Origin of the sequence: Pseudomonas sp. Irchel s3b2 (assembly GCF_900187445.1) — a bacterium.
Classification (GTDB): domain Bacteria; phylum Pseudomonadota; class Gammaproteobacteria; order Pseudomonadales; family Pseudomonadaceae; genus Aquipseudomonas.
In genome coordinates this window covers 95,763-120,620 of the sequence record NZ_FYEB01000013.1, presented here as the reverse complement: position 1 = coordinate 120,620, position 24,858 = coordinate 95,763, and the positions used below count along the sequence as shown (strand labels likewise).

Annotated in this window: 27 protein-coding genes and 3 pseudogenes; 18 read left to right on the top strand and 12 right to left on the bottom strand. The window is 57.4% G+C overall.

What is annotated here, in order from left to right:
• Positions 1-5: 5 nt before the first annotated feature.
• Positions 6-275 (top strand): DUF2790 domain-containing protein, encoded by a 270-nt coding sequence (locus tag CKW20_RS22920; protein ID WP_095054924.1) that lies wholly within the window; start codon positions 6-8, stop codon positions 273-275.
• 10 nt (positions 276-285) lie between these two features.
• Positions 286-429, top strand: coding sequence for a hypothetical protein (locus CKW20_RS29645; RefSeq protein WP_176466949.1), 144 nt, complete (start codon positions 286-288; stop codon positions 427-429).
• Here CKW20_RS29645 and CKW20_RS22915 read toward each other — a convergent pair.
• Positions 426-695 (bottom strand): DUF1652 domain-containing protein, encoded by a 270-nt coding sequence (locus tag CKW20_RS22915; RefSeq protein ID WP_095054923.1) that lies wholly within the window; start codon positions 693-695, stop codon positions 426-428. The two genes, CKW20_RS29645 and CKW20_RS22915, sit on opposite strands and share 4 nt — an antisense overlap.
• A 390-nt stretch (positions 696-1,085) precedes the next feature.
• Between CKW20_RS22915 and eco the strand changes: the two genes are divergently transcribed.
• Positions 1,086-1,568: a serine protease inhibitor ecotin gene (gene eco / locus CKW20_RS22910; RefSeq protein WP_095054922.1), complete on the top strand. Its 483-nt coding sequence runs from the start codon at positions 1,086-1,088 to the stop codon at positions 1,566-1,568.
• Between the two features lie 30 nt (positions 1,569-1,598).
• On the opposite strand, the pseudogene ilvA reads toward eco, so the two are convergent.
• Positions 1,599-2,594 (bottom strand): annotated as a pseudogene (gene ilvA, locus CKW20_RS22905) (threonine ammonia-lyase, biosynthetic); the annotation flags it as partial.
• A gap of 247 nt (positions 2,595-2,841) precedes the next feature.
• Between ilvA and CKW20_RS22900 the strand changes: the two are divergent.
• A complete protein-coding gene (locus tag CKW20_RS22900; RefSeq protein WP_095054920.1) occupies positions 2,842-3,177 on the top strand; it encodes a DUF2834 domain-containing protein in 336 nt (111 codons plus the stop codon).
• Positions 3,178-3,236: 59 nt separating this feature from the next.
• Here the strand turns inward: CKW20_RS22900 and CKW20_RS22895 are convergent, their stop codons facing one another.
• Positions 3,237-4,160 carry a magnesium transporter CorA family protein gene (locus tag CKW20_RS22895; protein WP_095054919.1) on the bottom strand — a complete coding sequence of 308 codons (924 nt, stop codon included), beginning with the start codon at positions 4,158-4,160 and terminating at the stop codon, positions 3,237-3,239.
• A gap of 7 nt (positions 4,161-4,167) precedes the next feature.
• The gene (locus CKW20_RS22890; protein WP_176466948.1) at positions 4,168-5,646 is read right to left on the bottom strand and encodes a RimK family protein; all 1,479 of its coding nucleotides are present in this window, start codon (positions 5,644-5,646) and stop codon (positions 4,168-4,170) included.
• 200 nt (positions 5,647-5,846) lie between these two features.
• Here CKW20_RS22890 and rimI point away from each other — a divergent pair, with 200 nt between their 5' ends.
• Entirely contained in the window at positions 5,847-6,944 is a 1,098-nt protein-coding gene (gene rimI, locus CKW20_RS22885; RefSeq protein ID WP_095054917.1) for a ribosomal protein S18-alanine N-acetyltransferase, read from the top strand.
• Positions 6,945-6,990: 46 nt separating this feature from the next.
• On the opposite strand, the gene CKW20_RS22880 is transcribed toward rimI, so the two are convergent.
• Together CKW20_RS22880 and CKW20_RS22875 are read right to left on the bottom strand one after the other, a co-directional pair.
• Complete coding sequence (locus tag CKW20_RS22880; RefSeq protein ID WP_095054916.1) at positions 6,991-8,142, bottom strand: PQQ-dependent sugar dehydrogenase; 1,152 nt, start codon at positions 8,140-8,142, stop codon at positions 6,991-6,993.
• A 51-nt stretch (positions 8,143-8,193) separates the two neighbouring features.
• Complete coding sequence (locus CKW20_RS22875) at positions 8,194-8,553, bottom strand: hypothetical protein (protein WP_095054915.1); 360 nt, start codon at positions 8,551-8,553, stop codon at positions 8,194-8,196.
• Positions 8,554-8,757: 204 nt separating this feature from the next.
• Between CKW20_RS22875 and CKW20_RS22870 the strand changes: the two genes are divergently transcribed.
• Complete coding sequence (locus CKW20_RS22870) at positions 8,758-9,630, top strand: Ku protein (RefSeq protein ID WP_095054914.1); 873 nt, start codon at positions 8,758-8,760, stop codon at positions 9,628-9,630.
• Between the two features lie 92 nt (positions 9,631-9,722).
• Here CKW20_RS22870 and lpxO read toward each other — a convergent pair whose 3' ends face one another.
• Positions 9,723-10,622 carry a lipid A hydroxylase LpxO gene (lpxO, locus tag CKW20_RS22865; protein ID WP_095054963.1) on the bottom strand — a complete coding sequence of 300 codons (900 nt, stop codon included), beginning with the start codon at positions 10,620-10,622 and terminating at the stop codon, positions 9,723-9,725.
• Between the two features lie 390 nt (positions 10,623-11,012).
• On the opposite strand from lpxO, the gene CKW20_RS22860 reads away from it, so the two are divergent.
• On the top strand, positions 11,013-11,219 hold the full coding sequence (locus tag CKW20_RS22860; protein ID WP_095054913.1) for a hypothetical protein: 207 nt from the start codon (positions 11,013-11,015) through the stop codon (positions 11,217-11,219).
• Between the two features lie 386 nt (positions 11,220-11,605).
• Here CKW20_RS22860 and CKW20_RS22855 read toward each other — a convergent pair whose 3' ends face one another.
• A complete protein-coding gene (locus CKW20_RS22855; protein ID WP_095054962.1) occupies positions 11,606-11,887 on the bottom strand; it encodes an excalibur calcium-binding domain-containing protein in 282 nt (93 codons plus the stop codon).
• A gap of 381 nt (positions 11,888-12,268) precedes the next feature.
• Between CKW20_RS22855 and CKW20_RS29990 the strand changes: the two are divergent.
• Positions 12,269-12,502 (top strand): annotated as a pseudogene (locus CKW20_RS29990) (hypothetical protein); the annotation flags it as partial.
• A 5-nt stretch (positions 12,503-12,507) separates the two neighbouring features.
• Positions 12,508-14,097 carry an ABC-F family ATPase gene (locus tag CKW20_RS22845; protein WP_095054912.1) on the top strand — a complete coding sequence of 530 codons (1,590 nt, stop codon included), beginning with the start codon at positions 12,508-12,510 and terminating at the stop codon, positions 14,095-14,097.
• Between the two features lie 192 nt (positions 14,098-14,289).
• Here CKW20_RS22845 and CKW20_RS22840 read toward each other — a convergent pair whose 3' ends face one another.
• Together CKW20_RS22840 and CKW20_RS22835 are read right to left on the bottom strand one after the other, a co-directional pair.
• Positions 14,290-15,327 carry a dienelactone hydrolase gene (locus CKW20_RS22840; protein WP_095054911.1) on the bottom strand — a complete coding sequence of 346 codons (1,038 nt, stop codon included), beginning with the start codon at positions 15,325-15,327 and terminating at the stop codon, positions 14,290-14,292.
• Positions 15,328-15,497: 170 nt separating this feature from the next.
• Complete coding sequence (locus tag CKW20_RS22835) at positions 15,498-16,109, bottom strand: FMN-dependent NADH-azoreductase (protein ID WP_095054910.1); 612 nt, start codon at positions 16,107-16,109, stop codon at positions 15,498-15,500.
• A gap of 132 nt (positions 16,110-16,241) precedes the next feature.
• On the opposite strand from CKW20_RS22835, the gene CKW20_RS22830 reads away from it, so the two are divergent.
• Positions 16,242-17,150 (top strand): LysR substrate-binding domain-containing protein, encoded by a 909-nt coding sequence (locus CKW20_RS22830; RefSeq protein ID WP_095054909.1) that lies wholly within the window; start codon positions 16,242-16,244, stop codon positions 17,148-17,150.
• Positions 17,147-17,506, top strand: coding sequence for an MmcQ/YjbR family DNA-binding protein (locus CKW20_RS22825; RefSeq protein ID WP_095054908.1), 360 nt, complete (start codon positions 17,147-17,149; stop codon positions 17,504-17,506). Before CKW20_RS22830 ends, CKW20_RS22825 begins: the two co-directional genes overlap by 4 nt.
• Before the next feature lie 6 nt (positions 17,507-17,512).
• Here the strand turns inward: CKW20_RS22825 and CKW20_RS22820 are convergent, their stop codons facing one another.
• Entirely contained in the window at positions 17,513-17,941 is a 429-nt protein-coding gene (locus CKW20_RS22820; protein WP_095054907.1) for a DUF1294 domain-containing protein, read from the bottom strand.
• The gene (locus CKW20_RS22815; RefSeq protein ID WP_095054906.1) at positions 17,938-18,768 is read right to left on the bottom strand and encodes an undecaprenyl-diphosphate phosphatase; all 831 of its coding nucleotides are present in this window, start codon (positions 18,766-18,768) and stop codon (positions 17,938-17,940) included. Before CKW20_RS22815 ends, CKW20_RS22820 begins: the two co-directional genes overlap by 4 nt.
• A gap of 292 nt (positions 18,769-19,060) precedes the next feature.
• Here CKW20_RS22815 and CKW20_RS30245 point away from each other — a divergent pair.
• The 7 genes and pseudogenes from CKW20_RS30245 to CKW20_RS22785 form a co-directional block, all read left to right on the top strand.
• A pseudogene (locus tag CKW20_RS30245) lies at positions 19,061-19,789 on the top strand (cache domain-containing protein); the annotation flags it as partial.
• Positions 19,790-19,960: 171 nt separating this feature from the next.
• On the top strand, positions 19,961-20,695 hold the full coding sequence (locus CKW20_RS30240; protein ID WP_371857446.1) for a methyl-accepting chemotaxis protein: 735 nt from the start codon (positions 19,961-19,963) through the stop codon (positions 20,693-20,695).
• A 212-nt stretch (positions 20,696-20,907) separates the two neighbouring features.
• Entirely contained in the window at positions 20,908-21,471 is a 564-nt protein-coding gene (gene pnuC, locus CKW20_RS22805; RefSeq protein ID WP_095054904.1) for a nicotinamide riboside transporter PnuC, read from the top strand.
• Positions 21,468-21,992: an AAA family ATPase gene (locus tag CKW20_RS22800; protein ID WP_095054903.1), complete on the top strand. Its 525-nt coding sequence runs from the start codon at positions 21,468-21,470 to the stop codon at positions 21,990-21,992. The genes pnuC and CKW20_RS22800 overlap by 4 nt, the downstream gene beginning before the upstream one ends.
• A gap of 435 nt (positions 21,993-22,427) precedes the next feature.
• Positions 22,428-22,865, top strand: coding sequence for a hypothetical protein (locus CKW20_RS22795; RefSeq protein ID WP_095054902.1), 438 nt, complete (start codon positions 22,428-22,430; stop codon positions 22,863-22,865).
• A 1-nt stretch (position 22,866) separates the two neighbouring features.
• Complete coding sequence (locus CKW20_RS22790; RefSeq protein ID WP_095054901.1) at positions 22,867-23,439, top strand: adhesin; 573 nt, start codon at positions 22,867-22,869, stop codon at positions 23,437-23,439.
• Between the two features lie 51 nt (positions 23,440-23,490).
• On the top strand, positions 23,491-24,843 hold the full coding sequence (locus CKW20_RS22785; protein WP_095054900.1) for a heme utilization protein: 1,353 nt from the start codon (positions 23,491-23,493) through the stop codon (positions 24,841-24,843).
• Positions 24,844-24,858: the final 15 nt, after the last annotated feature.

Below are 24,858 nucleotides of genomic sequence, written 5' to 3'. Positions count from 1 at the left end.
CCATCATGAACATGCGAACATTGCTGATCACCACTGTCCTCGCTTGCACTGCATTTGCCGGTCTGGCCCAGGCCAACGAGACGTCGTCCTCCCAGGCCGTGCCCTATCACTACGGCATGCCGCTGCATGTGGGCAAGGTCATTTCCATGACCGAACCGTCGACGCTGGATTGCCAAGTGGTCACGGCCAACATGAAATACATCGATAGCGTCTCGGGCAAGCCTGCGGAAATCACCTACCTAAAATTTTCTGACGCTTGCAGTTATCAGAACTGACAGTTTTGGTTTGGCAGCACTGAGCTTCGGCGAATGGCTCAACGGCCATGCCGGGCCGGGTATTTTGCTGGCGATCCTGGTGGAATTGGCACTGGGTCTGGGGTTTATCCAGACCCGGCGCGTGTCGGTCGAACTGGGTGAAACGGCCGGTTAATGGGCCTTTGACCTTGGGCTGTATGGATGCTCGATAACGTGATGTTCAAGGTCCGAACGCAACTCGACGATCAGATCTTTTATCTCTCTACATCCATTGAGGCGCTGAGCGTCTATGCCGGTGACGAACAAATCGAGATGATCCGTTTCGCGATCCGAGTACACCTTGACCGTCATCGACAGGTCCGGTGACAGCGTGCATTGACAGCGTTTCGGGAGAAAACTGCTCTCAATGATATTGCGTAGTTCCAAGGCAGAAAGAAACATGGCCACCCTCTCGGTTTGTGAAATTGCCAATCAAAAATCAATGTCGGTCGGAACTCAAATCGCCCGTTGCTTCTCTTCCGTGGGGGGCCTGATTGTTCCAATATCCAACCGCTTTCCTGTTTCAGCGCTGACTCAGTAGGAATCGTGGCCAGCTCAAGACAGCTACAGCATAAAACATGCCCGGAATTTCGCTCTGCGCCTCGTCGGCAAATCAGGGGTTTAGGGTGAATGGCAACACATCGAGTCATGCAAAATGCAAGAAAGGACTGTTTCAAGACCTGCATTTTGCAAACACCGCCGATGGCGGGTTTGCATTGGGTGAGGACGGCAGTGAGAATGCGGCCCATCCATTCAGTATCTGCTGACCCCACACACACGCAAGGAGGCATCATGGGTGCTTTACCGCTTAATACGACCGTCGGGCTGATAGTTGCCGCTCTGTCGTCCGTCGCCCACGCCGCAACCCTCGAAAACGTCGCGCCATATCCAAAGCCCGAGAGCGGTTTTACCCGCCAGGTCATTCACCTCGCCCCGCAACAACAGGAAGATGGTTATGAAGTCGAAATTCTGGCCGGCAAAACCCTGACCGTCGACTGCAACCGTCAGCGCCTGGGTGGCATGCTTGAGGAAAAGAATCTTGAGGGGTGGGGTTACCCGTATTACCGGCTGGAAAACGTCATCGGCCCGATGAGTACGCGGATGGCGTGCCCCGACAGCAAGAGCAAAAAGGACTTCGTACCTGTGGTGGGTGACGGCTTCAGGCTGCGTTACAACAGCAAGTTGCCAATCGTGCTCTACGTACCCAAAGATGTCGAAGTGCGCTACCGGATCTGGTCGGCGTCGGAGCATGTCGAGAAAGCGGTTCAGGAATAATCGGTCCAGCCCTCACGCCGACACGCTGCTCAACGCGGCGCGCTCGGCCACATGCCGCAAACTGTCGAAATTGATATTCGCGCCGGAATCAATGGCCACCAGGGTCTGACCCCGGGCGCCGGTTCGTGCCACGTACTGCTTGATCCCGGCCACGGCCAGCGCACCGGAAGGTTCGGTGATCGAGCGGGTATCGTCGTAGATGTTCTTGATCGCGGCGCAGAGTTCGTCGTTGCTGACGGTCAGCACTTCATCGACACAAAACCGGCAGACCTCGAAACCATGGGCGCCGATCTGGGCGACGGCCACGCCATCGGCGAAAGTGCCGACGGTTGGCAGCACAACCCGTTCACCGGCCTGTAATGCAGCCTGTAAACAAGCGGAATGTTCCGACTCGACGCCGATGATGCGGACTTCAGGGCGCAGGTATTTGACGTACGCGGCAATACCGGCGATCAAGCCACCACCGCCTACCGGAACAAAGATCGCGTCCAGCGGCCCTTGGTGCTGGCGCAGGATTTCCATGCCGACGGTGCCCTGCCCCGCGATCACATCCGGGTCGTCGAAGGGAGAGACAAAGGTGCGACCGGTTTGCCGTGCCAGGCTCAGCGCGTACTCCAGGGCAAATGGAAAACTCTCGCCGTGCAGCACCGCGTCGGCTCCCCGGCTGCGGACACCCAGCACCTTCAATTCCGGTGTCGTGCAAGGCATGACAATGGTTGCGGCAATCCCCAACTCGCGCGCCGCCAACGCTACGCCTTGGGCATGATTGCCCGCCGAGGCCGTGATCACACCACGGGCCTTCTGTTCATCGCTCAGGTTCACCAGTTTGTTGTAGGCGCCGCGGATCTTGAAGGAAAACGTCGGTTGCAAGTCCTCGCGCTTGAGCAGGATCTGATTACCTAATGCCTCGGACAAGGCCGGTGCCGCTTGCAATGGCGTACGCACGGCGAGTTCGTACACCGGCGCGGCGAGGATTTTTTTTACGTAGTGCTCAAGCAAGCTCTGCTGGGTAGGGGTGCTGCTCATGGTCGTCTCCTGACTTTGATCGGAGCCCAGAGACAGAAAGTAAAAACCCGCCTCTAGGGCGGGTTGGGTGCTGCAGTCGTGAGCTAGCCCGCCAAATAAGGAATGGCGGTAATAATGCTCGGCTGGCAGCGCAGTACGGTGGAAGTCATGGCTGGAAATTAGCCGGACGTTGATGGCAAGTCAATGGCCAATTTTCAAGGGCCGCTGTAGGCTGGCGATTCTGCTCATTGTCCCAAGGAAGGAAACCATGAAGTTTGTCGCCCTGCCCCTCACCGCCCTGATCGCCTTCGCTGGCTACACCGTTTCGGTGATGCTGCAGGCCGAGCAGTCGTTGCTCGATTTCGGCATCAGCCTGATGTCGCGGCCCGATACCGCGCAGGTGGTGATCGATTTGTACCTGTTGGCGACGCTTGCCGGTATCTGGATGTACCAGGATGCGCGCAAGCGTGGGCAGTCGGGATGGTCGGTGATTCCTTATCTGTTGGTGACGGCGATTTTTGTGTCTGTCGGGCCGTTGTTGTATCTGGTGGTGCGGGGTCTTCAACGCCGCAAGAACTCCATCGATGCCACTCAACAAGCATGATCCAGATTTGGTCTGATTTTGAGATGGCTATCGCGAAGGCGATCTGACATCCGCCGAAATCACCTCGCCAGGCGCTTGAGGCCAATCACCATCCCCGCCGCCCCGAGCATCATCGCCGTCAGAAACAACGGATAGGAAAGCCACCACGGCGTGCCGGCGGTCATCATGCTGAACTCGGACATACCACCAATGCTCGCAATCAGGTTCAACGGCAGAAACACTACGTTGATCAACGTCAGTTTGCGCAGCAGGTTGTTCATGCTGTTGTTCATCAGATTGCCCCGGGCGTCGATCAACCCGGAGAACACTGTGGAGTAGATTTCCGCCTGCTTGTAGCACTGGTTGTTTTCGATGATCAGGTCGTCGATCAAACCAATGGCTTCAACGCTGAAGTGTTCCTTTGCCGCATGATTACGCAGCCGGGTCAGGACCGCGCCGTTGCTGTGAATGGCGTTGATGTAATAGATAAGGCTTTCGCTGAGGTTGAACATCTGGATCAGATGCTGGTTCTGCATCGAGGCATTGAATTTCTGCTGCAACTCCCGGGCAACCATCTTGATCACCTTGAGGTGCCCCAGATAGTGGTGAATGTTGTTGAACAACAGGTCGAGCAACACATCCAGTGGCGTCTTCAGTGACTGCCGCGTGCCGAGGCCGCTGAGCGGCGAGTCGTCGGTGGCAATCACCAACAGACGCCCCGGGGAAAACAGCAAGCCGCAGGACGACACTTCGAAGGCCAGGCTGCCACCACCGGAGTAGTTTTCCGGACGCTTCCAGATCAGGAACAGGTTGTCGGGGTGAAACTCGATGCGCGACACCTCATCCGGGTCCAGGGCCGAGGCCAGGGCATGTTCATCGAGTTTGAAATGGCTGTGCAACAGATCCCGTTCGGCCGCATCGGGGTTACTGAATAGCATCACGTCGGCGTCTAGCCGTTCGACCGCGTGCAGGGCTCCGTGGCTCAGCTCAAAGCTCTTGATCATCGGCCGCTCACCAGGCCTGGCCGCGACGCTTGAGCTCCAACCGACGGACAAACTCTTCCAACACCAAGGAATACAAATCGTCCTGTAAGTAGGCGTCTTCGATGCCGGCGTCCATGTTCGGGTTGTCGTTGACTTCGATCACCACCACTTTGTCGCCGGACTGCTTGAGATCGACGCCGTAGAGGCCGTCGCCGATGAGGTTTGCGGTTTTCACCGCCAGTTCAACCACCGCTCGCGGTGCTTCGTGAACCGCCAGGGTACGGCATTCGCCGTTGATGTCCTGGCCTTTGGCCTTGTGATTGTAGATCTGCCAGTGGCCCTTGGACATGAAATACTGGCAGGCAAAGATCGGTTTGCGATTGAGCACACCAATGCGCCAGTCGTACTCGGTGTAGAAAAACTCCTGGGCCAGCAGCAACACCGAGTGCTCAAACAGTTCGGCAGTCGCCTCGAGCAAGGCTTGCTGGCTTTCGACCTTGATGACGCCCCTGGAGAAGCAACCGTCGGGGATCTTCAGCACCAGTGGAAACCCCAAACGCTCGCCCACCCGCTCAAAATCTTCCGGTCGCTCCTTGTAGAGGATTTCGGTGGCGGGCATGCCCAGTTGATGGCTCTTGAGCAGGTCGGTCAGATACACCTTGTTGGTGCAGCGCAGGATCGACGCCGGGTCGTCCATCACCACCAGACCTTCGCTCTCGGCTTTTTTCGCGAAACGGTAGGTGTGGTTGTCAACGCTCGTCGTCTCGCGAATCAGGAGCCCGTCGTATTCGGCGATTCGGGCATAGTCCTTGCGCTCGATCAGCTCGACATCGATGCCTAACGTCTTGCCGACCCTGACGAAGTTATCCAAAGCCTTGGGATTGGAAGGCGGCAATGTTTCTTGCGGATCGTGCAGAATGGCCAGGTCATAACGGGCCAATCGCCTGGAGCGCGGTATGCGCCAGATCTTGCGACTGAAACTGTCGAGCGCATTAGCGAACTGATCTTCCTGATCTTCACGCAACTTATGCAAGGCGCCAAACTTTACACCTTCGATGTGCCAACCGTTAGTTCGACGAAACTCAACCAGCAATATCGGACAAGGAAAAACTTCGAACAACTGTCGAGCCAGATCCTGCAATGGCTCGATAGCGGTTTTGCCGAAGTACAGTGTCAGGGTAAAACCTTCGGTATCGCTGTAAAGGTGATTATTGAGGGCCTTTTCCAGGGTTTTATCCAAATCATCCAGGGCCAGGCCATACAGGGATTTTCGAGTCAGTTCGCTGATGGTCCGTACCGACGGAATAACCTTGTGCCCCCGCGCTTCAGCCAGCAGCGAGCAGTAATAACCGTGCCCGAGGTACTTGTAGCTGCGGCACAGGTTGATCACCTGAACCCGTTTGCCCTGCTCGTTGTCGCGGGTCTGTTCGAGGTATTCCTGGGCGGTGACGATGTCTTCACTGGGAAAGTAGGAGGCCCAGTCTTCTTTGCGTTCGACGATGATCATCAACTGGCTGGAAGTTCTGATCGAGCTATTTAAATAGTTTGCAGAAGTTATTGCTGTCGGCAAAGTTTGCTCGGATACTTCGCGCCAATGACCTTGTACCGCTGACATAGTGATTGATCCGTTGGAGAACAAGACCTTTCCTATTAAGCACGAACTTTTTCGAAAGTCCCGTTTCGTTACGCAACTTTTACGGCGGTCATATGAATACTGTTTTTCGCCTGGCGGTCATTGAAGATTTGCCGGCACTGCTGAAACTCGAACAGCAATGCTTCACCACGGATCGGCTCAACAGTCGCAGCTTTCAATGGATGATCACGCGGGCTCACGGGCAACTGCTGGTGGCCCAATGGCGGGAGCAATTGGTGGGCTATGCGGTGGTGCTGTTTCACCTGGGCACTTCACTGGCGCGCCTGTACTCGATTGCGATTGCCCATGATGCTCGCGGCAATGGACTGGGCAAACAATTGCTCGAACGTGTCGAGGCCTGCGCCCTTGAGCATGACTGCGCCTACTTGCGACTTGAAGTGCGCATCGACAACCCGACGGCGATTGCGCTGTATGAACGCAACGGCTACCGACGTTTCGCATTGATCCATGACTATTATCAGGACCATGCCGACGCGTTGCGGCTGGAAAAACGTATCCTCCAGCATCGCGATTCACGCAACATCAAGGTGCCTTACTACCCGCAGACCACCGAGTTCACCTGCGGCCCGGCCTGCCTGCTGATGGCCATGGGCGCGCTGCAAGAGGATCGCGCGCTGGAGCGCGGCGAAGAACTGCAAATCTGGCGCGAGGCGACCACGGTGTTCATGACGTCTGGCCATGGAGGCTGCAGCCCTCAAGGTCTGGCACTGGCGGCGTGGCGGCGTGGCTTTCGGGTGCGGCTGCAACTGAGCATGGCCGGGCCGCTGTTTCTCGACGGTGTACGCGATGCGCATAAAAAAGACGTAATGCGCCTGGTACACGAGGAGTTCACGGCGCAGTTGCAAGCCACTGACGTCGAACGAGTGATCGGCGGGCCGCTGGATCTGCCACGATTACTGCACGATAGCGGGCAGCCGCTGGTGCTGATCAGCAGCTATCGCCTGACCCGCTCCAAGGCGCCGCACTGGGTGATCGTCACCGATTGCGATGAAGAGTTCGTCTACCTGCACGATCCGGATGTGGACCACAGCCAGCATCGTCAGCCGATGGACTGCCAGCACTTGCCGGTCAGCCATGGGGAATTCGACAAAATGTGCAGTTTCGGACGGGGGAAGCTGCGGGCAGCTGTGATTCTCTATCGGCGTGAATAAACCTGTGGCGAGAGAGCTTGCTCCCTCTCGCCACAGGACTTGTGCGTTACTTCAGGCCAACCTTGTACAGCCCCCCGTCATCTTCATCGGTCAGTACATATAAATACCCATCCGGCCCCTGCCGTACATCGCGAATCCGTTTGTTGAACTCACCCAACAACCGCTCTTCGTGAACGACTTTGTCGCCTTCGAACTGCAAACGGATCAGTTCCTGACTCACCAGAGCGCCGATAAATACGTTGTGCTGCCAGGCCTTGAAGCGATCGCCGTCATAGAAGGCCATACCGCTGAGGCCCGGGGATTTTTCCCAGACATGGTGCGGGCCCACGGTGCCTTCGGCGGTTTCGCCCTTGGCTTCCGGGACTGGCAGGCCGGAGTAGTTGATGCCGTGAGTTGCCAGCGGCCAGCCGTAATTTTTGCCGCGTTCGATGATATTGATCTCGTCGCCACCCCGGGGGCCGTGCTCGTTTTCCCAGAGAGTGCCGCTCCAGGGATTGAGCGCCGCGCCTTGCGGGTTGCGATGGCCGTAGGACCAGATTTCCGGGCGAACGCCTTTTTGCCCGACAAAGGGATTGTCCTTCGGCACCTTGCCGTCCGGATAGAGCCGCACGATCTTGCCTTGCAGTTTGTCGAGGTCCTGCGCCGTGGGCCGGTCGTTATTCTCGCCCAAGGTAATGAACAGATAACCGTCGCGGTCGAACACCAGTCGCGAGCCGAAGTGATTGCCCACCGAGAGCTTGGGCTCCTGACGGAAGATCACCCTGAAATCCTTGATGGCCGTCAGGTCTTCCGACAACCGTCCGCGGCCGACCGCCGTGCCGGCCCTGCCACCCTCACCGCCCCCTTCGGCGTAAGACAGATAGACCATGCGGTCTTGCTTGAAGTCGGGCGACAACACCACATCAAGCAACCCGCCCTGGCCCTTGGCCCAGACCTGAGGCACGCCACTGAGGGGGCCCGAGAATTTACCGTCGGCGCTGATCACCCGTAGATTGCCGGGCCGTTCGGTCACCAGCATCCCTTCGCGATCGGGCAGAAACGCCAGCGCCCAGGGATGCTCCAGACCTTTAACGATTGGCGTGAGCTCAAGGGTGCCCTGCTCGCTTTTCAAATCCTGTGTCGGCGCAGCGAAAACGGGCGCCGTGACGGTAAATAATGCGCTGGCATAGAAAGTGGCCAGGAGGATTTTACGCAACATGCACGATTCCTTTTGTCGTCAAAATGGCTGGCAAGGCCTCTGTCCTGCCGTTCAACGGTAGTTGCGGTTCGAGTCCCGGGGCGGTGGATTGGGAATGAATTTCGGTTGGCTGGTGGGAGCCGGTCGATCTTGCGGATAGCGGTTACCGATACCGCCGTTATCGAGTGTTGGCGGTCGTGGTACAGGGACCGTGCCTGGCCCGCGGATTACCGGGATGTTGGGTTGCGTGCCTTGCATGCTGTTGGGATTGGCCCGGCGAATCGGGCTGTTATAGGGATTGTTGTGGGTGCTGCCCGGCAGGTTCTGTGCCAGCAGCCAGGGCGAGGACGGCGATGCGGCGTCTGCCAGAGTCAAAGGGCTCAGCACACCATTCAATGCCAGTACGATGATGCCGAGCACACATCGGTTCATGGGACCTCTCCAAATGAGCGTGCAACGTGAATAGCGCCACGCTACGCCCGGACTTCGGTTTTGTTAACTAAAACCTCTTTCAGAAGATGTAACACGAGTTGACTCTGCCACCGATCCGCCCGCAGGACCGGGCCGCCGCCGACTGAAACTTTTGCCCTTGGCCACAGGTCACCTGAACATCAATCGACTGACGAGAGTACGACGATGGCACGGGCAATCTGGAAAGGCGCAATCAGTTTCGGTCTGGTGCACATCCCCGTGGCGCTGGTCTCAGCGACGTCTTCGCGCGGTATCGATTTCAACTGGCTCGACAGCCGCAGCATGGACCCGGTCGGCTACAAGCGCATTAACAAGGTCACCGGAAAGGAAGTCACCCAAGAGCACATCGTCAAAGGGATCGAGTACGAAAAGGGACGTTACGTGGTGCTCAGTGAAGAGGAGATTCGCTCGGCTCATCCACTGTCGACCCAGACCATCGACATTTTTGCCTTTGTCGGCAGTGAGCAGATCCCCCTGCAAAACATCGACACGCCTTATTATTTGGCGCCGGACAAACGCGGTGGCAAGGTCTATGCGCTGTTGCGCGAAACCCTCAGCAAAACCGACAAGGTTGCCCTGGCCCGCGTGGTGTTGCATTCGCGCCAGCACTTGGCGGCACTCATGCCGCTGGAATCAGCCATGGTGCTGGTGATGTTGCGCTGGCCCGCTGAAGTGCGCAGCCTTGATCAACTGGAACTGGGCAGTGAAGTGACCAAGCCGGATCTGGCCAAAGGTGAGCTGGAGATGGCCAAACGGCTGGTGGAGGACATGAGTGCCGACTGGACGCCTGAGGAATACCGCGACAGCTTCGAAGACAAGATCATGGCGCTGGTCGAGAAGAAGGCGAATGAAGGCAAGATCGAAGCCGTCGAAACCGTTACCGGTGAAGAGGAGCGCAAGACGGCGGATGTTATCGATCTGACCGAACTGCTTAAACGCAGTCTTGGAGGCAAGGGCGGCGGTAAAGCGGCCAGTAAACCGGCCACTAAAGCCAAATCTACTGCGGAGAAAAAAACCACGAAACGGTCGAGTGGCTGACCCTTCACTGGTACATCCATGAGTCAGGTGGTGTGAATATCGGCCCCATCGCGAGCCTGCTCGCGATGGCGTCATACGCCGCAACGCAAACCTCAGATCAAAACAAAAACCGCCAGCAACCCGGCAAAAATCGCCCACTTCTCCAGGTAATAGAGGGTGCGGTTCCGCTTCTTGAGCGCTTTGCCGCGCAGGCGAATCGTGTAGATTTTGGCGAACAAGCGGTTGATACCACCGACCTTGTCGCCGGCATCGTTCGGCGCGCCCGCCGCCGCCATCACCGTGCGGCTGAACCAGCGATTGAACGCCGTCGCCCAGCGATACTTCATCGGCCGCTCAATGTCACAGAACAGGATGATGCGGTTCTGCGCAGTAGTGTTTTCGGCGTAATGAATGAAGGTCTCATCGAACATCACCGCCTCGCCATCGCGCCAATGGTAGTTCTCGCCGTCGACGTTGATGTAGCAACCGACCTCGTTCGGCGTTTCCAGTCCCAAGTGATAACGGTACGAACCGGCATACGGATCGCGGTGACGGACCAGCTTCGAACCCGGCGGCAGTTCGGCGAACATCGCCGCCTTGATCGAGCCGATGCTTTGCACCAGTTCAGTCGTGCGCGGGCAAAGCTTTGCGGCCGACGGGTGACTGTCGCCGTACCACTTGAGATAAAAACGCTTCCAGCCACTTTTAAAAAACGAGTTGAAACCAACGTCATCGTATTGATTCGAACGCTTGATTTCCCCGGCCTTGAGCAGATTCTGGCCTTCAGCGCGAATCTCTTCCCAATGAGTTTGCAAAGGGCTCAGGTCGGGAAAGTCCGCTGGATTGAGGTAAGGCTTATTGGGCGCTTTCGAGAACAGATAAAGGAAGCAATTGATCGGCGCCAGAAACGTCGAGTGGTCGCTTAATTGGCGGCCTAATTTGTGGCGCACTTTTCCGCGCAAGTGAACATACGCGATGGAGATGACATAGATAGCAGCAATGATAAGTTTCACGAAAATCGTCACACGTCAAAAGTGAACAAAACTGTTTCCCGATGGCGCGTCCTTGAGCCATACCGACGGTCGGTGTCGGTTGAAAGATGGCATTTTAGCCATACTTTGTAACCCATGGTTAACCTTCAACTGTGAAAATGCCTCGACGCTATAAGGAGCGCGGGGCGGCCGGTCATCTAACGTGCACAAACCGCTCTCCCGATAGTAGCCACCTGCCACGCCACCATTCGTCGCATATGAAAATCTGGTGCGGAATACGCAACATGTCTGGCGTAGGCTTTGCACCGGTCGGACGTAGCAGCCCCAGAACGACGTAATTCTGACGCGGCGGCAATTAAATTAACATTAAGGACTCCAGCGATACGCTTGGTCAGTCACCGGAGATGTAACGTGTCAACTCTCAATGAAATCGCAGCGAACCACGCGAGAATGGCTAAGGCAAAAGAAGAAGAGTCGACCGGACTGAGTGAGCGACACCTTCAAATAGTGGGAAGTTTCGAAATCCCATCTATCGATGAACAACAGCACATTCCACTGCACCTCATCACCGGAGGGCAGGACAACCACCTCGGACAAGCCACTGGCTACTTGCTCTGAGTCTCGACCTGATCAGTCACCGGCTTGTCGCACGCCGTTCAACGTGCGGCAAAGCCAGACTTTCAACCGCTACCAGCGAGTCGTTTACAGCGGGCAGATAGCGACAACTTTATAGTCACTGCCTGGAGAGGTGATCTGCGCGGTCCAGCTTTGCGCAAAAACCATGTCGTGATGCTCGATCAAGCTCGTTTATTCCCCTTTGCCCAGCCGACCACCATTAAACCCAGGCCGGGAATCCATAGACCAGGCGCAGTGATAGCGAGACCGCAGATAGCCATTGGCAGCCCAGTCAGAAAAATCGGATTTCGAAACGCCTTATCCATAGCACTCTCTCCTTTAAAATTTTTCCATTTAAACCATTAAGCCTGTCGCTGAGCGGCAAAGAGTCATCGGCACCACTGCGACTCACAGGGGATTGCGTCGTTATCGCCGTCCATTTTCATTCCTGGGCAATTTTGCAGAAAGTTTTTAGCCTCTGCGCACGAGGTCATCTGCGAACAATATTTGCGCCCATCACATTTGAATGGAGGTGAAACAGGCTTCGGCGCAGTCACAACTGTAGAGCTCTCTTTGGGATTCGATAGTTGAGCCGCAGCCCAGGACTGTAACTCAGGGGAAAGCTTCCAAGCCAACAGACCAACAACAAGCGTCACCAAAATCAGCTTCATTTTGATCCCATCCATGATGAGAGACCGTTTGCGTTCTCATGTTGCCTGCTTTCCAGAATAACCCGCTAATCCAATCACAGCTTCCCGGGAGAATGGCGGGCGAGGAGCGCGTCTTGGGCGAGAACCAGTGTCTGCGAACCGCCAGCGCACCCGGAATACCCAAGCCCTGACGAAGAAGAATAGTCCCCTCCTCCACCTTTTGCCGCCATGCGCGACACGGAGAGAGGAATCTGAATAGGTGCCCACCCTGACCAAGTGCTGGCCATTCAGCAATCCATCTGAGACACACCTGGCCGGGCAAGCGTTGCCGACTTTACCCAGAGCCATGCCAAGTGTCCCGCACACAACACTGAACAAAAATAACTTGAAGAAGGGGCGACACGTTATCGCCCACCGTACAACTGCCGTCACACTTATGCGACAATATGCGCAATGTCTGGCATGAATCCCGCCTTTATTGCCCAACAGCTTGGACACAGCGTCCAGATGCTGCACTCGACTTATGCGCGCTGGTTGAACACTAGCGGTGACTGGGAAGAGATGGAGAGAAACTCCAGAATGTCCCAGGAATGGCCCAAGCGCCCAATGCGCAGCTCGCAACCCATTGATAGGTAAAGTAATTGATCTCCACAGCTAACATCACGATGCAGTTCGGCGCCAAGCCGCTATTCGAAAACGTTTCGGTCAAATTCGGCGCCGGTAACCGCTACGGCCTGATCGGCGCCAACGGTTGCGGCAAGTCGACCTTCATGAAAATCCTCGGTAGCGACCTCGAGCCGTCCGGCGGCCAGGTCATGCTCGAGCCGAACGTGCGTCTGGGTAAATTGCGCCAGGACCAGTTCGCCTACGAAGAATTTACCGTGATCGACACCGTGATCATGGGCCACGAAGAGCTGTGGAAGGTCAAGGCCGAGCGCGATCGCATCTACTCGCTGCCGGAAATGACCGAAGAAGACGGCATGGCTGTGGCCGAGCTGGAAACCGAATTCGCCGAAATGGACGGCTACACCGCCGAATCCCGCGCCGGTGAATTGCTGTTGGGCCTGGGCATCGGCATCGAGCAGCACTTCGGCCCGATGAGCGAAGTGTCGCCGGGCTGGAAGCTGCGTGTGTTGCTGGCGCAGGCGCTGTTCTCCGATCCTGAAGTATTGTTGCTCGACGAACCGACCAACCACCTGGACATCAACACCATCCGCTGGCTGGAAAACATTCTGACCCAGCGCTCCAGTCTGATGATCATCATCTCCCACGACCGTCACTTCCTGAACAGCGTGTGCACCCACATGGCTGACCTGGACTACGGCGAACTGCGCCTGTTCCCGGGCAACTACGACGAGTACATGACCGTGGCGACCCAGTCCCGCGAGCAACTGCTGTCGGACAACGCCAAGAAGAAAGCACAGATCTCGGAACTGCAATCGTTCGTCAGCCGCTTCTCGGCCAACGCCTCGAAAGCCAAGCAAGCGACCTCCCGCGCCAAGGCGATCGACAAGATCCAGCTGGCCGAAGTCAAGCCTTCGAGCCGTGTGAGCCCGTTCATCCGTTTCGAACAAACCAAGAAGCTGCACCGTCAGGCGGTCATCGTCGAGCGCATGGCCAAAGGCTTCGACGGCAAGACCCTGTTCAAGGATTTCAGCTTCCAGGTTGAAGCCGGCGAGCGCGTGGCGATCATCGGCCCGAACGGTATCGGTAAAACCACCCTGCTGCGCACCCTGGTCAACGAATTGACTCCGGATGCCGGTACCGTGAAATGGACCGACGCCGCCGAACTGGGCTACTACGCCCAGGACCACGCTCACGACTTCGAAGACGACTGCAACCTGTTCGACTGGATGGGTCAGTGGACCCAGGGCGGCGAGCAACTGGTTCGCGGCACTCTGGGCCGCATGCTGTTCTCCAACGACGAGATCCTCAAGTCGGTCAAGGTCATCTCCGGTGGTGAGCAAGGTCGCATGCTGTTCGGCAAGCTGATCCTGCAAAAGCCGAACGTGCTAATCATGGACGAACCGACCAACCACTTGGACATGGAATCCATCGAGGCGCTGAACCTGGCGCTGGAGAACTACCCGGGCACGCTGATCTTCGTCAGCCACGACCGTGAGTTCGTATCGTCCCTGGCTACACGAATCATCGAGTTGAGCGCCGACGGCGTGATCGACTTCAGCGGCACCTATGACGACTACCTGCGTAGTCAGGGTGTGTTGATGTAAGGCTGCTGCAAGCTTCAATTGAAAAGCCCTGTCCTGGTGACGGGGCTTTTTGGTTTTCAAGATCAAAAGATCATCCGAATGCGGCGCAGCTCCTCGTAGGAGCTGGCTTGCCAGCGAAAGCGGCTTCACGTCATGCAGCGCCCATGAAACCGCCTTCGCCGGCAAGCCGGGCTCCTACGGGCAGCGGCGTTTTTATTGATCCGCGGTTTGCATGCCGGCGCGGGTGGGCTTGCCCAGGGCATGGGCGAAGAACCGTACGGCTTCGGAAATCATGCTGCGGTGAATGTCCTTGCGGTCTACGCCGTCGGCATCGGTGCACAGTGCCGGCATGGCGGCGATCTGTTCTTCGTTGCAGGGCGCCAGGAACACGAAGTGCCCCGCCCCGGCCAGCAATTTGAAGTCCGGTGCGGTCGGCAGTTTGCGCGCAAGCGCTGCGGCGTTTTTGTCGAACGCCACTAGTTTGTCGCCATCGCCGCTGTATAGCAGCACCGGTACATGCACGTCGGCCAGGGTATGGCGGCCGAACTTCAGGCTCAGCGGCGCCATCAGCAACAAGGCATGCACGCGCGGGTCCGCCACTGGCTGCAAGTCATCACGGTCGACGATCAGTTCGCCTTGAGTGTTGCAGGCATCGTGGTCATCAGGACGTTCCTGGCAATAACGGCGCAGACGATTCAGATCCGGGGTGGCGCCGGACAGGATCAACGCGGTCTCACCGCCCGCCGAATAGCCAATCACCCCGACCTGCTCGGCATTGACGAAGGGCGCGAGCATCCGGTCGCTCACTGTCGCGGTAATGGCTTCGGAAATCTGGATCGGCCGACCATAAAGGTTGCTCAAGGTGCCAAGGCGGCTGTGGTCTTTGGAGTTGTCGCCGGGATGGATCACCGCCACCACCACGAAGCCCTTGCGTGCCAATGAGGTGGCGAGGTCGTGCAGGGCCAACGGGGTACCGGTGTTGCCGTGGGACAGCATCAGCATCGGGAAACGTCCGATCGCGACTTTGGTGTCTTCACCGGCTTCGATCGAGTAGCCCTCGAGCGTGCTGGAATGTTCCTTTTCACTGGACGGATAAAAGGCGATGGCGCGCATCGGCTGCAAGTCCAGCGGATCGAGGAAGGTCATCTCATGGAGACCGACGCTCCAGTGAGGATGTGGCGCAGACGCGGCATGCACCAAACTCAGACTGCCCAGCAGACAAATCAGTAGCGTTGCACAAAGACGCACCATGGGAGGCCCCACCCTGTTACCTGACCGCAGATGTCAGCCCTCGACTGCATAACCTGGGCCAGAAACGGATAACCGCCAGAAACAAAAAACTCCGTACCTGGCCATCACGATGACCAGAGTACAGAGTTTCAGGGGTATTACCCGAGCTGTTTGACGTCTTTACGCAAGCCTTACGCGGCGGCGAACAATTGCTCGCTGATGTGCGCCTGAGCGTCGCTCATGGCTTTGGTGCGCACTTCATCACCGTAGGCCAGGCCATGGGCGCGGACAAACTCGATGTCGGTGATGCCGAGGAAGCCGAACAGCACTTTCAGATAATCTTCGTGCGCAACACCCGTCGCTTGACCGGCATGCAAACCACCGGCAGTCGAGACGATCACCACTTTCTTGCCGCCGCACAGGCCTTCAGGGCCGGCTTCGGTGTAGCGGAAAGTCTGGCCGGCTACGGCGATGCGGTCGATCCAGGCTTTGAGTTGAGTCGGGATGGTGAAGTTGTACATCGGCGCGGCAATCACGACGGCATCGGCGGCGATGAATTCGGCCAGGGCCTGCGCGCTCAGATCGGCTTCGTGCTGTTGCGCGGCGTTGCGCAGCTCCGCGGCGGTGCCGGCGGCGACCAGGGTGGCGGCGGAGAAATGGCTGATGGAATCGGCGGCCAGGTCGCGGTAAGTCACTACAACACCAGGCTCGGCGGCTTGCCAGGTTTTGACCACTTCGCCGCTCAGCTGACGGGAAGCCGAGTTGTCACCCAGAATGCTCGAATCGATATGCAGTAATTTCATGTGGGATCTCCAATGTGAGGATCGCCACCGGGCGATCTGATGGAGACAATCCTACCGACGAAACCAATAGATTATTAGTCGGCAACAATGCGATAGTTTGTCCCACTGATAGAACAGTCGAGCTTAAAATCAATGCAAGATCTCAACGACCTCTACTACTTCGCCAAAGTGGTCGAAGCCGGTGGCTTCGCGGCGGCCGGGCGTTTACTGGGGATTCCCAAGTCGCGGTTGTCGCGACGCATCGCCGAGCTGGAAGAACGCCTGGGCGCGCGCCTGCTGCAACGCACCACCCGCCAACTTAACCTGACCGCCGTGGGCGAGCGCTACTTGCGGCATTGTCAGGCGATGCTGCTGGAAGCCGAGATGGCCGACGAAGCGGTGGCCAGCATGTCCAGCGAGCCCCGGGGGCGTTTGCGAGTGTCTTGTCCAGTGGGGTTGGCTCACCAAATGCTGCCTGGGGTGATCAGTAAGTTCCTGGAGAAATTTCCTCAGGTTCAGCTGGACGTCATGCTGCTCAACCGTCGGGTTGATCTGATCAACGAGGGTGTCGATGTTGCCTTGAGAGTGCGGGATCTGGGTGATGAAGATCCATTGCTGGTCACCCGGCGCCTGCGTCAGGCCCAGATGCTGTTGGTGGCCAGCCCTGCATTTCTGCTCGGCCGTGAAATCAATCATCCTGAAGACCTGAAAAACCTGCCCGTGCTCGGCGCCCTGGAGGCCGACCGCATGGTGCATATCCGCCTGCTTGATCAACAGGGTAAAAGCTACGACCTGAACCTCGAAGCGCGATTGGGCTGCGACGATTTCATCGTGCGCAAAGCCTGCACCCTTAGCGGCCAAGGCTTTACCATGTTGCCGATGATGTATTGCGAGCAGGAGTTGGAGAACGGCTCGCTGGTGCAACTCTTGCCCGACTGGTCATTGCCGGGCGGTTGGCTGCTAGCCGTCTACCCTCATCGACGCGGGGTGATGCCGGCAGTGCGCGCCTGGATCGACCATCTGATCGAATCATTCAATGCGTGTGGGGACAGACTGTTATGAAAGCCGGATTAATGAGCGAAGAGGACGTCGCGCAATTCTGCCTGGCACTGCCCGGTGCGCGGGAGGATTACAAGTGGGGTGGTGTGCGGGTGTTTTCGATTGCCGGGAACAAGATGTTCGCTTTGCAGAACCTGCGGGGACAGTCCCTGGCTTTCAAGGTCGACAAGGACCTGTTCCTGGGCCATTGCGACCGGCCGGGCATTCACCCGGCGCCGTATCTGGCCCGGGCCCAGTGGGTCATCATGGAAACGCCCTACCCGCTGGGCACCGAAGAGCTGCAAGGCTTGCTGCAACGTTCCCACCAATTGGTGGTGAGCAAGTTACCCAAGCGCACACAGGTCGGCTTGTTGCTTTAAAGTGCTTTAAAACAACGCGAACAGGTTAGCGCCCAAAAACAGCTGGTCGATCCAGAACACCTGATGCATCAGCACGATGAGCCAGAACACCAGTTGAAACGAGACTTTGCGGGTCTTGTGCCGAAACGCTTGCTGGGCCAGCAAGGCGCCCGGCCAACCGCCCGCCAGCTCCACCGCGTGCAAGACGTTTTCCGGTGTGCGCCAGCTGTCGGTGCGGGCCTTGTGCTTGTCGCTCCAGTACAGGAAAAACGCCAGCACGCTGACGATGCCGTAGGCCGCCAGGGGAATCACCGACACCCCGCGCAGCCACAGCGACATCGAGCCAAACAATGGCACTGCGCACAGCACAGCGAACGCCAGCAGTTTCAGCCGCAGGTTTTGAATGGCTCCCCCGGACTTGCGCCCGGGGTTGTTGCGTGCGGCGGAGTCACTCATGGTTTGACCGCTGTCCAGTCGACCCAGCCGAATTGCCAAGTGGCCAGGATCACCAGACCAAACGCGATGCGATACCAGGCGAATGTCGCGTAGCTGTGGCTGGCAATGAATATCAGCAAGGCCCGGACGGCGATCATCGCAAAGATAAACGCAGTGACGAAGCCAATGGCGAACACCGGAAAATCCGCCGGCACAAACAGATCGCGGTATTTATAGCCGGAGTACACCGCCGCGCCGACCATAGTCGGCATGGCGAGGAAGAACGAGAACTCGGTGGCCGTCTTGCGCGACAACCCGAACAGCAAACCGCCAATGATCGTCGAACCGGAACGCGAGGTTCCGGGAATCATCGCCAGGCACTGGGCGAAGCCGACTTTCAGGGCGTCTTTCCAGGTGATGTCGTCGACACTTTCAGCATGCACTTCATGCTGACGGCGTTCAGCCCACAACATGACGACCCCGCCCACGACCAATGCGGTAGCCACAGTAATCGGGTTGAACAGGTACTCGTGAATCAGATCGGCGAAAATCACTCCCAACACTACCGCCGGCAGGAAAGCGATCAACAGGTTTGCGGTGAAGCGTCGAGCGCTGGGTTGTGTCGGCAAGCCGATGACCACGTCGAAGATCTTGCGGCGAAACTGCCAGACCACCGCCAGGATCGCGCCGAGCTGAATGATGATGTTGAAGGCCATGGCCCGCTCACCGCCGAAATTGAGCAAGTCCGCCACAATGATCTGGTGCCCGGTACTGGAAATGGGCAAGAACTCCGTCAGCCCTTCTACAACGCCTAAAATCAATGCCTGAAAGGCCGTCCAAAGATCCATCAATCCCCCAAGAAGCAATGCCCCAGGCATGCTCCGTTAATAATTTATAAGCGTTAACTGCGATCAACCTTTAGCTGAATCCCCGCGCGCGCAAGATCCACACAAAACCGTAAAAATTGCGTGAAAAAAAGCCTTGGGCTCAGGTTTTTCCGTGCGGGGCCGAAATCCTATCAGACACGCCTCATTTACGCTGCCGCGTAATAGGACCTGAGTCGCGCAGGCCCGATCGGCAACGTGTGGTTGGATGCTGGCGATCGTTTATGACAAGAACAAGAAAACGGAGTAACAGCGTATGAACAGCTTGCGCAGTGTGTCGATCAGCCGACGCTTGTGGCTCATTTTGATCGTGGCCGTAGTGATGCTATTGACGTTGGGCGTGTTGATGCTCAAGCAGATTCACGAGGACCTCTATCAGGCCAAGGCCCAAAAGACCCAGCACGTGGTGCAGACCGCCAGTGGGATACTCACCTACTATCACGGCCTGGAAACTGCCGGCACCCTCACCCGCGACGCCGCGCAAAAACAGGCACTGACCGCCGTGCGCGGTTTGCGCTACGACCAGAATGACTATTTCTGGATCAACGATCTGACGCCGGTCATGATCATGCACCCGACCAATCCGAAACTCGAAGGCCAGAATCTCTCGACGATCCGCGACCCCGACGGTTTCGCGCTGTTCAACGAGATGGTCGCCATCGCCAAGGCCAAGGGTGCCGGCATGGTCGACTATCGCTGGCCAAAACCGGGTGCCAGCGCGCCGGTGGAAAAAACCTCCTACGTCAAACTGTTCGAGCCCTGGGGTTGGGTGATCGGTTCGGGCGTGTACATCGATGACATGCAGGCCGAGTTTTATGCGCAGGTCTGGAAGGCGTCTTTAGTGGGCCTGGTGATTGCCCTGATCATGGCGCTGCTGGTGATCATGATTGCCCGCAGCATCGTGCGCCCGCTCCAGGAAACCGTGAACGCCATGGCCAATATCGCCAGCGGTGAAAGCGACCTGACCCGCAGCCTCGATACCCACGGCCAGGACGAAGTCACGCAACTGGCCCGGCACTTCAACGCCTTTACCGCAAAACTGCGCTTGGTGATCAGTCAGTTGCAGGTATCCGCCGGCGCCCTGGGTCAGTCTTCCAGCGAATTGGGCAATGATGCCGTGCAAGCTCAGCAACGCAGCCAGCAGCAATCGCAGCAAATGGAACTGGTGGCGACTGCGATCAACGAAGTGACCTACGGCGTGCAGGATGTGGCCAAAAACGCCGAGCATGCGGCGAGCGAAATGCGCAATGCCGAATCTCAGGCGCAGCAGGGCCAGGTCAACATCGACGGCAGCTTGCAGCAGATCGAAAAGCTGTCTTCGACCATCGATCAAGCAGTCGAAGTGATTCGTACGCTGGCCGACGAAAGCACACAAATCGGCAGTGTCCTGGAGGTGATCCGCTCCATCGCCGAGCAAACCAACCTGCTGGCCCTCAACGCCGCCATCGAAGCCGCCCGGGCCGGTGAGCAAGGTCGCGGGTTTGCGGTGGTTGCCGATGAAGTGCGCCTGCTGGCCCAGCGCACTCAGAAGTCCACCGCGGAAATCCAGTCGATGATCGAACGTCTGCAAAGCCATTCCGAAGCGGCGGTCAAGGTGATTGGCGACAGCAGCCGTGCATCGCAATTGACCATCGAGCAGGCCGGGCTGGCCGGCGCCAGCCTGAATGCCATCGGCCAGGCCTTGCGCAACCTCAACGGGTTGAACGCTTCCATTGCCAGTGCGACCTTGCAGCAGGCCCATGTGGTGGAAGACATCAATCAAAATGTCACCCAGGCCGCCGGGTTGTCCCACAGCACGGCACTGGCGGCCGAACAGTCGAGCGTGGCCAGCGTTCACCTCAAGGAACTGAGCGAGCAGCTTAACGGGTTGCTGAAGCAATTTCGGGTGTAACTTTTCTCTGCACCCGGCATTGTCCTCCTGTAGGAGCGAGGCTTGCCCGCGAAGAACGATGACGCGCAGTATCTGAAAAACCGCGGTGCATTCTTCGCGGGCAAGCCTCGCTCCTACAGGCATTGGCAAGCCCCATTCCCCACTACAAGCCCATTCCCCACAATCCGGGTACAATTCGCCCCCCCTCATTTTTACGACACCAAGGAATCTCCATGTCCGGGCTTGAACTGTTTGCTGCCGCCCTCGGCGTGATTGCCGTCTGGTTGACGGTCAAACAGAACCCTTGGTGCTGGCCGATCGGTCTGGTCATGGTGCTGCTGTATAGCTGGATCTTTTTCGAGGTGAAGCTGTATTCGGACATGCTGCTGCAAGTGATCTACGCCGGTTTGCAGATCTACGGCTGGTGGCAGTGGACTCAGGGGACCGCGACTCATGGCAAGCGGCATGTCAGCTTGCTCGATGGAAAATCCATTGCGCTCGGTCTGGCCGTGGGCGCAGTCGGCAGTTTGCTGCTAGGCGCCGCGATGGCCCACTGGACCGATGCCGCCCAGCCTTGGCTCGATGCGGCGTTGACTGGTTTCAGCCTGGTGGCGCAGCTATGGATGGCGCAAAAACGTCTGCAATGCTGGCCGTTGTGGATCGCGCTGGACGTCATCTTCGTCGGCCTGTTCATCTACAAAGAGCTGTACCTGACCGCCGGTCTTTATGGGGCTTTCGCACTGCTGGCGGTGCATGGCTGGCGGACGTGGCGCACCGATCCGGCGTTGCGCACATGAAGGTTTTGGTACTCACAGGGCCTGAATCCAGCGGCAAGAGCTGGCTCGCCGCCGAACTGCAACAGCAATTCGGCGGTGTTCTGGTGGGCGAATACGTGCGCTGGTTTATTGAGCAGGAAGCACGAGACACGTGCCCGGCCGATATCCCCGACATCGCTCGCGGTCAGCTGCAGTGGGAGGATGACGCCCGCACCCTGGGGCCGCCGTTGCTGATTCTCGACACTCACTTGCTGAGCAACATGCTTTGGAGCCAGACCCTGTTTGGCGATTGCCCGGCCTGGCTCGAGCAGGCGCTGCTGGCTCGGCACTATGACTTGCACTTGCTGCTGTCGCCCGAACAGGTCGACTGGACGGATGACGGTCAGCGTTGTCAGCCAGAGCTGGATGAACGCCGGGCTTTTTTCAGCGCGACTCAGGCATGGCTGGAGCAGCATCGACAGCCTGTGCAAGTGCTTCAGGGCGATTGGGCCGAACGCCGGCTTCAGGCATTGCAAGCCGTCACTCTGCTGCTCGGGCGCTGACCTTCCTTGATTTGGGCCAACACTCAAATCCCTGTGGGAGCAGGCAAGCCCGCTCTTACAGTGATTGGGTTGATCAGACGGGGACCTGGCCAAATACCCAGCAGTTGTTGCGGAATTTTTGCAAAATTCGTCCGTTTCTGAAACATGCGTCCCCTCTCGAACAGCCCGTTTCAACGCTGGCCTTCGTCTTGTCATACCATCTGTTAAAACGCTGATACATCCCACCTAAGCCCTTGGATCCAGAGTGTTTGCGATCCTTTATCGCATTGTCGCCCCGGCGGTCTTCTCAAACCTGAAACACCTCACTCCATCGATCCACTTGCCTTGATCGATAACCCTCTGAATCAAAACAACAATCAAAAACCGGCACAGCTTTCGCTCCCTCCTTCACAAGGCTGACTAGGGCCAGTCCACAACAAAGAAGGAATTGCCGCGGTGGGGACATTTGAAAAAAGCATCTATAGCCTCCTGCTGATCGGATGCGCACTGGGCTCAAGTGTCAGCCTGCCCGTACTGGCTGACAACGGCATCATTATTATCAAACGTGATGTCCAACCGCGCATGGCAACGCGTGCGCCGGTGATGCCCGACCCTAGCCCCACGACCGCCAATGCCAACCCGTCCAAACAAGTCCTCAGGCAAACGAACGAGTTGAGCGACGGCGACTTTGCCGGCGTCGCGACTGGTGCAGGCATCTCCGGTCTGGTCACTCAAAATACCAACAACCTGGGCGGCAATATCACCAACCAGACCCAGCTTTCCAACCTCCCCGCTGGACGTTCGGGAAATTCGGGCAACGGTATTGCCAACATGGTCAATTCAAACATCCAGCAAGGCCTGGGTGCTCTGAAAGTCATAACGGGAGACCGTTAAGATGAATCGTACGCTGCTGATGATCGCCATGTTTTGCAGTGCATCGACCTTTGCTCAACCTCCCGCCATCAATAACGCCGAAATCGACGGTTCGGGCATGCAGCACCAGGGCAACCTCTCGGTCAACCAGGCGGCGGGCGATCAGCAGCAACAGGCCAACGCCCGAGCCATCGCCATTGGCAACAGCGCCAGCGCCACCACACAGATTCGCCAACGGCTGCGTACGCAGGTCGACCCCAGGATCGATGCTCGATCCAGCATTCAAGGCGACTCCTTCAGCCACGGCAACGGCGTACTGGGCGTCAACCAGAGCGCGGGCGCCAGCAATCAGCAAGCCAATGCCCTGCGGATAAGCATCAGTAAACAGCCGCAAAGTATCGACGACAGCGTCCTCATGCAGCAGAACGTGGCGCTGATCACCAACTCCGATCCAACTGACTCTGCACCAGGCAATCGCCAGGTCGCTACCAGCGATCAGGCCTTCACCGGTAGCCGTGGGGTGATCCAGTTGAATCAGAGCTCCGGGGTGGGAAACCGAACGGCCAACACCCTGAGCGTACGGGTTACGGATTGACCCAAACAGGTAGGAACAACACTTAACCTAAAATAAGTACGGAGAATCACCATGAAACCTTCGATGGCACTAAAGCCTCTGGTTTTCGCAATTGCTGCGGTCATGGCTGTTGCTGTACAAGCTAACGATCGGCGTGACAATGACCACCACCATGGCCATCATAACAACGGTCATCACACCCCTCCTCCAACAAAGATCCCTGTCTATGCGACGGCCAATGCCTGGGATAACCAGAGCAGTACCGACAACCGCATCCGTAACGAAGGGACGATCAACGAAGCTGAAATGAACAGCTCTGCCACAGGCGCCAGCGGCAACGTCGGCGTCAACGTGGCTGCAGGTAGCGGCAACCAACAAGACAACGCGTCCGCCATTGCAAATGCTGCCTCAAACTCCAGTCAGGACAACAGCTTCGTGTTCGGCACTGCCGAAGCCACCGCCGACGTCACGCAATACAGCGACAATAACAGGGTCAACAACTTCGGCAGCACAGCCTCTGCCGTGATGGGCGGATCGGGTAATGGCGGCAGCGGTAACATGGGTATCAACATTGCTGGTGGCGACCTTAACCAACAGAAAAACACCATGGCCATTGCCAACACCAATGCCCCGCTCGGTAACGCAACAGCCACCGCCTCTGCCGATCAACAAGGGCCTGGCCTGGTCGTGAATAACAACGCCGATCGGACGTACCGCCTGGATACGTTCACATTTACCAGAACGGCCACCGGTAGTTCCTCTCGCGATAAGTCTTCCGATTTGAGCGTTGATAAAAGCGCTTCTTCGAGCTTTGACGTGAGTGGTTCCAGGAGTTCTGATGCGAGTGGTTTCAGGAGCTCTGATGTGAGTGGTTCCAGGAGCTCTGATGCGAGCGGCTCCAGGAGTTCGGATAGCAGCTCTACTCGCAGTGCGTCTTTGAACGTTGATGTGGACGCGTCTGCGAATGCTACCAGAACTGTTACTTGGAATAATGGCTTTGGCGATCGCACCCGCACCAGGTCTGTCGATGCATCGCTTGACGCATCGCTCGATGCAGATTTCGACGCATCGCGCGAAAGATCGAGCGATTCATCGTTCGACAGATCGAGCGATTCCTCGTTCGAAAGATCGTTCGATAAATCGTGGGCGAAATCGTCCGACTCCTCGTTCGAAAAATCGGGCAGTAAAGAGTCCGAATCTTCGTACGACAAATCGAAAACGTTCAGTGAGAGCAGCTCTTTCGATTTGAGCAACACCTATTCCTATCAAGTGCTGACTCCAACTGGCTGGGCAAACCCTGTGACCAACACTGCGTCCCTGAACGGCTCGGTGAATGGTGGCAGTGGCAACCTGGGCGTCAACGTAGCTGCCGGTGTGGGTAACCAACAAAGCAACTCGCTGGCCATTTCCAACAACTCGTTCTAATGGCTGTCTCTGGAG